Here is a 9,206-nt window from a genome sequence, read left to right as displayed (position 1 = left end):
TGGGGAGCCATGAGCGACGGGGGCGCAGCCGGGGCATCGTCGGAGCGCGATGACGCCGAGGTGAGCGACGTCGGACCCGTCGTCGCGACCTCGACCGTGGCGACCTCGTCCGAGCCCGACGACGCGTTAACGGACCCGCAGTACCCCGCCGGCCGATCGCCGCGCGTCGCATTCCTGATCGCGTACCTCACCCGCTCCCTCGACCTCGCCGTCTCGGCCGTCCTGATCGTCGGCGTCGGGGGCGTCATCACTACCCTGTTCAACCTCATCGGCCAGGGTCTGCGTCCCGAAGCGCCCACCGGGTCGTACGGCCCGGACGCACCGATCGTGCTCGGCGGACCGTCGGAAGCGGAGCTCTGGTACCAGATGCTCGGCTCGCTCGGCGGGTGGATCCTCGTCGCCGTCGGCGTCATGCTCGTGATCGTCCAACCCGTGATGGAGGTCATCCGTCGTGTGACGCCCTCTCGCGGGCTCGCCTACCTGGGTGGCCTGACGGCGGTCGTGGGCGCCGGGATCGGCTTCGGCGTCCTCGTGATCTTCGGGATCTCGCCGTGGACGTGGCTGGGTGCCAACCTGGGATCGGCGCTCGCCTTCCTCCTCTTCGGGCTCATCGCCTACGGCATCCCCGTGCTGATGGTCGCCGCGGTCATCATGCTCCTCACGTTCGCCATCGGCCGCCGGCGGGTGCGGGTCGTGACCGCTGGGCTCGCCGGACTCGTCGTCGTCGCCGTGATCGTGGCGTCGACCGGCGCGTTCCGCCCGCCGCCCGCGCAGGAGGTGGCCGCGGCGCAGCGCTCCGAAGCCGTGGACGGCTTCACGCGGGCGCTCGCCGACATCGACGGGATCGCCGACATCGAGGTCGTCGGTCACGGTGCGACGGTGACGATGTCGCTCGACGCCGGCGTCGGGCAGGTGCTCGGCGCGGCAGACGCGGCGAAGCGGGCCGGCGAGGAGCTTGAGGGGATCGCGATCGTCGTGATCCAGCGGGAGGCCGACCCGACCTCGCTGGCCCAGCAACAGGATCCGCCGCGCGGTCCGTGGCGAGTACAGCTCGTGCCGAGCGATCAGAGCATCGACGAGCTCGCCGACGAACTGCAGCGGCTGATGCTGACGGAGCGGCTGCAGGTGTCGATCGCCGTCACGGAGGGGGCACCGCTCATCACCGTCTTCTCCATGGACACCCTTCCCGCTGCGGTCAGGGAACTCCGGGCGATCTACCCGGACGGCGCGCACTACCGCGTACCGGAACGCTTCTCCATGGCGGACGACCCGAGCGAGCTGAGCGTGCCGATGGTCGACGCCATCCTCGCCGTGGTCGAGGCCACCCCCGGCGTCGAGATCGAGGTGACGACGCAACCGAAGCTCTGGATCACCGACGTGACGCCTGAGCAGGGCGCCGCGATCGTCGCCATCCTGCAGGACCCGGCGCTTGCCGGGACGAGTCCCTCCGGATATCCGGTCGACTACTCGATCAACACCTCCGGTACCGACCAGGACGTCGAGGGCACCTTCGGCTGAGCCGCTGCCGGTAGCGTGAGGGGATGACCGCCGATCAGTCCTCCCGCCTCCAGTTCGGTGCCTTCGTGATGAACACGGGCTCCCACATGCAGCACGGCCTCTGGCGCCACCCGGACGCGAAGCAGCACACCTTCGACGACGTGAACCTCTGGGTCGACCTCGCGAAGACGCTCGAGCGGGGTCGGTTCGACACGATCTTCTTCGCCGACGTCGTCGGGGTCTACGGCGGCGCCGGGGCGTCCTTCGACGTGAACGCACGTGAGGGCATGCAGCTGCCGAGCAACGATCCGTCCATGCTGCTGTCGGCGTTGGCGATCAGCACCGAGCACCTGGGCCTCGCGTTCACCTCGTCGATCCTGCAGGAGCACCCGTTCACCTTCGCGCGGAAGATCTCGACGATCGACCACGCGTCCGGTGGGCGGGTCGGCTGGAACATCGTCACGAGCTTCCTCGAGAACGCCGCGCGCAACTACGGGCTCGACCGTCTCGTCGAGCACGACGAGCGGTACGCCTGGGCCGAGGAGTACGTGGCGGTCGTCGGCAAGCTCTGGGAGGGGTCGTGGGACGACGGCGCACTCCTCGCCGACAAGGCCAGCGGTGTCTTCGCCGACCCCACCAAGGTGCACCGGATCGACCACGTCGGCGAACGGTACCGTGTGGAAGGCCCGCACCTGTCGTCGCCGTCGCCGCAGCGCTCGCCGCTCCTGTTCCAGGCCGGCTCGTCCGGTGCGGGGAAGGCGTTCGCCGCGAACTACGCCGAGGTGCAGTTCATGATGGCGCCCAGCATCGAGGCGGCGCGCGCGTCCGCGGAGTCGACACGGGCGCTCGTCGCCGAGACCGGCCGCGACCCGCGCGACGTCAAGTTCTGGCAGGCGATGTCGTTCATCGTCGGCAGCACCGAGGAGGAGGCGAAGCGCATCGAGGCGGAGTACGACGAACTCCTGTCGGCCGACGCGTTCCTCGCGCACTCGAACCTCGGCACCGACCAGGCGACCGGGAAGCCGATCGACCCGGACACCCCGCTGAAGGACGTCGAGACCCAGGGCGGGCACAGCATGCTCGAGGCACTGAAGGCCCTCTCGCCGGATCGCGAGCCGACCGTGCGCGACCTCGCGAAGCTCACCGCGAAGCTGCGAGGCCGTGTGGTCGGCACGCCGGAGCAGATCGCCGACCACCTGGCCGAGTGGCGGGCGGCCGGGATCGACGGGATCAACGTCGCCAACTGGATGATTCCGCACTCCTACGAGGTCTTCGTCGACGAGGTCGTGCCGGTGCTGCAGGAGCGCGGTCTCGCCCAGCGCGAGTACGCGCCTGGCACGCTCCGCGAGAAGCTCTTCGGTGCGGAGCCCACCCTCCCGGAGACGCACCCGCTGCGCGCCTACCGCGGCGCCTTCGCCGGCCGCTGACCCCCGCCCGCTCGGCAGCAGGACATCCGCCCGAGAACCGGACGTTTCGACGTGGAATGTCCTGCTCTCGGGCGGATGTCCTGTTCTCGTGCCGCGGCGGCCTACTCCGGCTTGGCCGTGCCGACGGCCCAGACGAAGGGCGGCGGGGTGCCGTTGATGGACCAGTCGCCGACGATGCGCGTCTTGTAGATCACGGGGTTGTGCGACGCGACCGTGCGGGCGTTGCGCCAGTGGCGGTCGAGGGCGCTCGCGCGGCTGACGGCCGAGGCCCCGAGCGTGTTGAAGAGCAGCGTCGCGGCGCGTGGCACAAGCTCCGAGAGCACCACCTGCGCCTGGGCGGAGCGGATCTCGGCCTCGATGTTCGCCTGCAGGTCGTCCGCGGAATCCCGGTCGGCGGCCGTCTCCGACGCACGCTCGATCGCCGCGGCGACTCCGAGGACGGTCTGCTTCGCGACGAAGGCGATCGACGAGATCTCGCCGACGACCGCCTGGATCTGCCCGTCGTCTTTCACGAGCGGCGCGAGCCCGTGCGTGTAGACGCGGGTGCGCGCACGGATGTGCTCCCCGGCGTCGCGCTCGACCGCCGCCGCGATCCCCGCATGCACGGCGATGAGCACGTGCTGATAGAGCGCCGTCTGGTAGCGGAACCGGTCGGTGAAGGGGTGCAGCTGGTCGGCGTCGACGACGGCGTCCTCGAACACGATCGTCCCCGTGCCCGTGAGCTGCTGGCCGAAGCCGTCCCAGTCGTCGGCGATCGTCACACCCAGCTGGTTCGTGCGGACGAGCACGGTGACCTCGGTGTCGGGCTGCCCGTCGACGACCAGGCGCGCGGTGGCGTCCGTCCAGTCGGCGTAGATGCTGCCCGTCGTGTAGAACTTGCGGCCGTTCACGACGTAGCGGCCGTCGCGCTCGGTGACGACCGTTCCGGAGACGCCGAGTGCGCCGGAGCCGACCTCGCTCCAGGCGTTGCCGACGATCTCACCGGCGACGAAGCGCTCGAGCCAGGCGGTGCGTCGGTCGCTCGGGGCCGCGACCAGCTGGTCCTCGACGAGGGCGATGTGGCCGCGGAAGATCTGCGGGAGGTTCGAGTCCGCCGCCGCGAGCTCGATCAGGAGCTCGGTGAACTCCGGGAAGGTGAGTCCCGAACCGCCGAACTCGGCGGGGACCCGGAGTGCGCCGAATCCGGCGGCGGCGAGCTTCCGCACCTCGTCCCGCGGGAGCCGTTGCTCGAGTTCGCGCTTCACGGCGCCTGCCTGGATCTCGGCGAACAGTGGCAGGAGCAGCTCCCGGGCGGCCGCGAAGCCGACCGGGCGGGCGGTGGTGGAGGAGGTGGTGGCGGAGGTCATGTGGTTCCGTTCCGGAGGCGGCGGTGGGCTGGTCGTGTGGGGCCCTTCGACAAGCTCAGGGACCGGTGGAGGTGCTCAGGGACCAGACGAGCCCCTAGGTGTAGAGCGAGATCGGCTGCAGCTCGCCGTTCAGGTGGTTCGCACCGACCTCGAGCTTCTTGTAGTCGATCGGGTCGTGGAGGGAGTGCGTGCGCACGTTCCGCCAGAACAGGTCGAGTCCCACGGAGGCCTTCGCCGAGCTGGACCCGGTGACCTCGAAGATGCGGTTCGCGACCTCGATGCCGAGCTCGGTGGAGACGACCTTGAGCTTGGCGATCTCGATGGCGATGGCACCACGGTCTTCCGCGGTCACCGCCGCTCCCCGCTCGATGATGCGGTCGAAGCGGGTGTTCGTGCGGTCGGCGAGCGCCTCGACGGCGGCGATCGACGACACGAACTCGCCGATGACGCGCTGCACGAACGGGTCGTCGCGGTACGTCTCGGCGTGGCTGAGGAACCAGGCGTTCTTCCGTGCCCGGACGAGTTCCGTGCCCTGCGCGAGCGCACCCTCCGCGATGCCGAGGTAGAGGTTCCCGAAGGCGAGCTGGATGCCGGGCGTCACGAGTGAGGAGAACGGTTCGTCGCCGACGGTGCCGAGAATGTCCGCCTGCTCGACGAGCACGTCCTCGAACCGCACGGACCCCGAGGCGGAGAGCCGCTGGCCGAGCGCGTCCCAGTCGCCGAGGTAGGTGATTCCCGCTCGGTCGTGGTCGAGGACGAACTGGAAGATCGTGCCGTCGTGGTCGCCGCCGCGGACGACCGCGTTGACGAGGATGACGTCGCCGGCGGAGGCGCCCGTCGAGAACCGCTTGAGCCCCTTGAGGCGGAACGCGTCGCCGTCTTGCGTGAGCGAGAGGTCGGGGTCCGTCGGGTTCACGGAGTCGCCCCAGATCCACCGGCCCTCCACGGTCTTGCGGTGCCACTCGGCCTGCGTGGACGGGTCGGCGGTGAAGCCGATGTTGCCCGCGTTGATGTAGTGGTAGGCGAGCAGCTGGCCGATGGACGCGTCGACGCGCGACAGGATGCGGACGACCCGGAAGGCGCTCTCCCAGTGGCCGCCACCGCCGCCGAACTCGGCGGGGTCGAGCAGGTTGACGAGGCCCGACTCGCGGAGGAGGTCGAGCTCGGTGGTGGGGTCGAGGTTCGCGCGGTCGCGGTCGAGGACGTCGACGGCGAGCTTGGTGGCGACCTCGGTGGCGACGGCGTCCCAGTGTGCGAGCTCGGCGTCGTCGGCGGTGCCGGACCAGTGGGTGCGCCTCTCAAGGACCGGCTGCCCGGTCACTGAGCCGGTCGAAGTGCTGATCGTGTCGGTGCTCATGCGGAGGCTCCTTCGGTGGCGTAGACGTTGTCGTCTGCCGCGTCGGCGTCGGCGTTGTCGGTGTCGAAGAGGGACGGTGCGGTGTCGTCGGCGGCGGACGGCTGCCCGACGTACGCACCGCGGTACCGGTGGGCCGGGTGCCACTCGGGCACGACGGGGGAGCCGGTGCCGTTCAGGCGGCCGCGGAGGGTCCCCTCCGGGTACTCGTCCCAGACCCGACCACGGCGACGCAGCTCGGGCACGAGCAGGTCGACGACGGCCTCGAAGGTGCCGGGCGTGATGACGTAGGCGAGGTTGAAGCCGTCGGTGCCGGCGACGTCGATCCAGCGCTCGATCTCGTCCGCGACCGTTGCGGCACTGCCGACGAACACGGGACCGATGCCGCCGATGCCGATGTAGTGGGCGATGTCGCGCGGTGTCCACTCGCGTTCCGGGTCGGCGAGCGTGAAGATCGCGAGTGCCGAGCGGGCTGCGTCGGTGTCGACGTACTTGAGCGGCTTGTCGGGGTCGAAGGACGAGAGGTCGAGGCCCGACCAGCCGCCGTAGAGGGTGAGGGCGCCGTCGAGCGAGATGTACTGCTGGTACTCCTCGTACTTGGCCTGCGCCTCCTCGTCGGTCTCGGCGACGATCGCCGTGGCGAGGGTGAGGATCTTCACGCTGTCGCGCGGGCGTCCGAGGGCCTCGGCGCGGTCGCGGATGTCGTCGGTCGTCTTGCGCGTCAGCTCCGGGACGAGCCCGTTGATGAACACCGCCTCACCGTGCGTGGCCGCGAACTGGCGACCGCGGGCCGAGGCGCCGGCCTGGAAGATGACGGGCGTGCGCTGCGGCGACGGCTCCGAGAGGTGGATGCCGGGCACCTGGAAGTGCTCGCCCCGGTGGTTGATGGGGTGCACCTTGGTGGGGTCGGTGTAGACGCCGTTCTCCCGGTCGATGACGACCGCGTCGTCCTCCCAGGAGCCCTCCCACAGCTTGTAGGTGACGTCGAGGAACTCCTCGCCGATGCCGTACCGGTCGTCATGCTTGATCTGGGTGGTGAGGCCGAGGTTGCGGGCGGCGGAGTCGAGGTAGGAGGTGACGACGTTCCAGCCGACGCGACCCTTCGTGAAGTGGTCGAGCGTCGAGAAGCGGCGGGCGAGGGCGTACGGCAGCTCGTAGGTGGAGGCGACGGTGACACCGAAGCCGAGGTGCTCGGTCGCCTTCGCCATGGCCGACACCTGGATGATCGGATCGCCGACGGGCAGCTGCGCCGAGTCGATGAGCGCGGGCGCGGAGGAATGACGGTAGACGTCGTAGATGCCGACGACGTCCGCGATGAACAGGGCGTCGAAGGTGCCGCGCTCGAGGAGCTTGGCGAGGTCGATCCAGTAGTCGATGTCGTTGTAGCGGTGCGCCTGATTGTCAGGATGCTTCCACAGGCCGGGTGCCTGATGGGTCACGCAGCTCATGTCGAACGCGTTGAGGATGATGCGCTTGCTCACAGGGATACCACCGGGTCGTCTCGTCGAGGCTGGGTCCGACGGCGATCACGGCGCCGTCCAGCACGACGGTACTCGGGGGCTCGGGTGCTCGCGAGGGGCCCGAAACAGAGCGTCACATGGGCCGCCGAGCCTCCGTTCCTCACGGTTCGTTCATAGAGTTACTTTACCTCACGTAAGCTAAAGTAACTCGCATGAGACCCAGTGCACGGAACGAGATCCTCGATGCGGCCGTCCGCGTCGTCGACGCCTCCGGAGAGGCCGACATCACCTACGAGGCGGTGGCGCAGGAGGTCGGTCTGACGAAGGCCGGGCTGCGCTACCACTTCCCCTCACGGGACGCGATGATGATCGCGGTGATCGAGCACGTCGTCGCCCGCTGGCAGCGCGAGCTCGTGGAGGAGCTGGGGGCGCCGCTCGAGACGTCGACGCTCGAGGAGCGGGTGCGGGCCTTCGTCGCCTTCGCGGGGGAGGGCGGGGCGAGCCAGGGCGAGTTCGTCGTCTTCGCCGAGGCGGTCAGGCGTCCCGAACTCGCCGCTCCCTGGCTCGAGTACCTTCGCACCTGGTTCGGGTTCGGTGAGGACACCGATTCGACCTCCCTCCTGCTCGTCTGGTTGGCGGCGAACGGTCTCTGGATCGCCGAGGCGACCGGCATCCTCGACGTCGGCCGCGACCAGCGCGCCGACCTCGTCTCGCGACTCCTGGCCCTCGCTGGAGGTGAATCCCGATGAAGAAGTGGCTGATCCTCTCCGCCGCCATCCTGCTGGAGGTCACGGCGACCCTCTCCCTCCGTGGCGCCATCGAGAACCCCTGGTGGTCGATCCTCGCGGTGGCCGGATACGCGGGCGCGTTCGTCGCCCTGTCGCTCCTGCTCCGGATGGGGGTGCCGATCGGGGTGGTCTACGGCATCTGGGCTGCGGCCGGCGTCGCGCTCACCGCGGTGCTCGCGTCGCTCGTGTTCGGCGAGCAGTTCACCTTGATGATCGGGCTCGGCATCGCGATCGTGATCGCCGGCGTCGTGCTCGTGGAGACGGGCCACGCCCCGGAGTCACCGAAGCCGGGCGCGACGAACGAGGAGGTCGGCGCATGACCTGGTTGCTCCTGGCCGGTGCCATCGTCACCGAGGTCGCGGCGACGCTCTCCCTGCGCGCCTCGGAAGGCCTGCGGAAGAAGCGGTGGATCGCTCCCGTCGCCGTGTTCTACGTGACCGCCTTCGGGTTGCTGACCATCGCGCTCGCGAACGGGATGCCCGTCGGGATCGCCTACGGAATCTGGGCCGCCTGCGGGGTCGCCCTCACGGCCATCGGTGCGCGCGTGCTCTTCAAGGAGAAGCTGACGCCGAAGATGATCGTCGGCATCGGCCTGATCGCGGTCGGTGTGCTCGTCATCGAGCTCGGTTCGCAGGCGCACTGACCCACGCGGATCGCTCCTGCGCGCGAGGGTGGGGAGCGGTACCCATTGAGCGTGGGGCGGGACTGAGGCATCCTCGTCCTGGGCGAACCGCCCGCAATCGACAGCCTTGGGGGGCTCCTGTGGACAGCAACGTGCTCGCGATCATCGCCATTCTCGTCCTGCTCGCCATCGTCGGGCTGGGGGTGTTGAAGGGGCTCGGTCGCCGGAAGCTGCGCGAGACGGCGACGAACCGTCGCGCCACAAAGGTGCCGGAGATGCTGCAGGAGTTCGGGCGCTCGGTCGTCCTCGGCACGGACCCCGCCGGTGCGACCGCGCTCATCGAGGGGCTGCCGAAGCGCAAGGCCAAGTCGTTGCGGCCCGGCGTGTGGGGCATCGACTACGTCGCCAAAGACGACGTCACGATCGAGGTCCAGTCGACAGGCGCAGGTTCCGAGGTGGTGGTGACGTCGCTCACCGAGTACCTCGGCTTCCCGCAGGGCCTCGACGGCTGGCAGCGCTTCGCCACGCAGCTGGAGGAGGCCGCGAAGGCGCAGGGTGTCCCGGTGCAACGTGGTGCTCGGGCGTTCCAGTACCTGCCGGCACCCGCGAACACCCTCGACAAGGCGCGCTGGGTGCTCGCCAAGGTCGTCGCTCAGTGACGACACCTGAGCTCGCCACGGGCGGTCGGACCTCGTCCGGTCCCTGAGCCTGT

The 9,206-nt window shown here is 69.7% G+C and carries 9 protein-coding genes; 6 read left to right on the top strand and 3 right to left on the bottom strand.

Going from position 1 to position 9,206, the window contains the following annotated elements:
* Positions 1-9: 9 nt before the first annotated feature.
* Together BWO91_RS17285 and BWO91_RS17280 are read left to right on the top strand one after the other, a co-directional pair.
* Entirely contained in the window at positions 10-1,518 is a 1,509-nt protein-coding gene (locus BWO91_RS17285) for a hypothetical protein (protein WP_079003455.1), read from the top strand.
* Positions 1,519-1,541: 23 nt separating this feature from the next.
* Positions 1,542-2,924 carry an LLM class flavin-dependent oxidoreductase gene (locus tag BWO91_RS17280; RefSeq protein WP_079003454.1) on the top strand — a complete coding sequence of 461 codons (1,383 nt, stop codon included), beginning with the start codon at positions 1,542-1,544 and terminating at the stop codon, positions 2,922-2,924.
* A gap of 101 nt (positions 2,925-3,025) precedes the next feature.
* Here the strand turns inward: BWO91_RS17280 and BWO91_RS17275 are convergent, their stop codons facing one another.
* From BWO91_RS17275 to BWO91_RS17265, 3 genes are all read right to left on the bottom strand, one after another.
* Positions 3,026-4,270 carry an acyl-CoA dehydrogenase family protein gene (locus BWO91_RS17275; RefSeq protein WP_079003453.1) on the bottom strand — a complete coding sequence of 415 codons (1,245 nt, stop codon included), beginning with the start codon at positions 4,268-4,270 and terminating at the stop codon, positions 3,026-3,028.
* 94 nt (positions 4,271-4,364) lie between these two features.
* Positions 4,365-5,627, bottom strand: coding sequence for an acyl-CoA dehydrogenase family protein (locus tag BWO91_RS17270; protein ID WP_079003452.1), 1,263 nt, complete (start codon positions 5,625-5,627; stop codon positions 4,365-4,367).
* Positions 5,624-7,105: an LLM class flavin-dependent oxidoreductase gene (locus BWO91_RS17265; RefSeq protein ID WP_079003451.1), complete on the bottom strand. Its 1,482-nt coding sequence runs from the start codon at positions 7,103-7,105 to the stop codon at positions 5,624-5,626. The genes BWO91_RS17270 and BWO91_RS17265 overlap by 4 nt, the downstream gene beginning before the upstream one ends.
* A 191-nt stretch (positions 7,106-7,296) precedes the next feature.
* Between BWO91_RS17265 and BWO91_RS17260 the strand changes: the two genes are divergently transcribed.
* The 4 genes from BWO91_RS17260 to BWO91_RS17245 all read left to right on the top strand — a co-directional run bounded on the left by BWO91_RS17260 (position 7,297) and on the right by BWO91_RS17245 (position 9,153).
* Complete coding sequence (locus tag BWO91_RS17260) at positions 7,297-7,833, top strand: TetR/AcrR family transcriptional regulator (protein ID WP_079003450.1); 537 nt, start codon at positions 7,297-7,299, stop codon at positions 7,831-7,833.
* Positions 7,830-8,192, top strand: coding sequence for a DMT family transporter (locus BWO91_RS17255; protein ID WP_079003449.1), 363 nt, complete (start codon positions 7,830-7,832; stop codon positions 8,190-8,192). The genes BWO91_RS17260 and BWO91_RS17255 overlap by 4 nt, the downstream gene beginning before the upstream one ends.
* Positions 8,189-8,515 (top strand): DMT family transporter, encoded by a 327-nt coding sequence (locus BWO91_RS17250; protein ID WP_071260538.1) that lies wholly within the window; start codon positions 8,189-8,191, stop codon positions 8,513-8,515. The genes BWO91_RS17255 and BWO91_RS17250 overlap by 4 nt, the downstream gene beginning before the upstream one ends.
* A gap of 119 nt (positions 8,516-8,634) precedes the next feature.
* Positions 8,635-9,153 (top strand): hypothetical protein, encoded by a 519-nt coding sequence (locus BWO91_RS17245; RefSeq protein ID WP_064296829.1) that lies wholly within the window; start codon positions 8,635-8,637, stop codon positions 9,151-9,153.
* Positions 9,154-9,206 lie beyond the last annotated feature (53 nt).

The sequence above is a fragment of the Plantibacter flavus genome, assembly GCF_002024505.1.
Lineage (GTDB): Bacteria > Actinomycetota > Actinomycetes > Actinomycetales > Microbacteriaceae > Plantibacter > Plantibacter flavus_A.
This window is presented reverse-complemented; position numbering and strand designations above follow the sequence as displayed.

Bases quoted from the DNA above. Each gene is read 5' to 3' on its own strand.
- BWO91_RS17285 (WP_079003455.1), top strand. From the start codon at position 10: ATGAGCGACGGGGGCGCAGCCGGGGCATCGTCGGAGCGCGATGACGCC.
- BWO91_RS17280 (WP_079003454.1), top strand. From the start codon at position 1,542: ATGACCGCCGATCAGTCCTCCCGCCTCCAGTTCGGTGCCTTCGTGATG.
- BWO91_RS17275 (WP_079003453.1), bottom strand. From the start codon at position 4,270: ATGACCTCCGCCACCACCTCCTCCACCACCGCCCGCCCGGTCGGCTTC.
- BWO91_RS17270 (WP_079003452.1), bottom strand. From the start codon at position 5,627: ATGAGCACCGACACGATCAGCACTTCGACCGGCTCAGTGACCGGGCAG.
- BWO91_RS17260 (WP_079003450.1), top strand. From the start codon at position 7,297: ATGAGACCCAGTGCACGGAACGAGATCCTCGATGCGGCCGTCCGCGTC.
- BWO91_RS17255 (WP_079003449.1), top strand. From the start codon at position 7,830: ATGAAGAAGTGGCTGATCCTCTCCGCCGCCATCCTGCTGGAGGTCACG.
- BWO91_RS17250 (WP_071260538.1), top strand. From the start codon at position 8,189: ATGACCTGGTTGCTCCTGGCCGGTGCCATCGTCACCGAGGTCGCGGCG.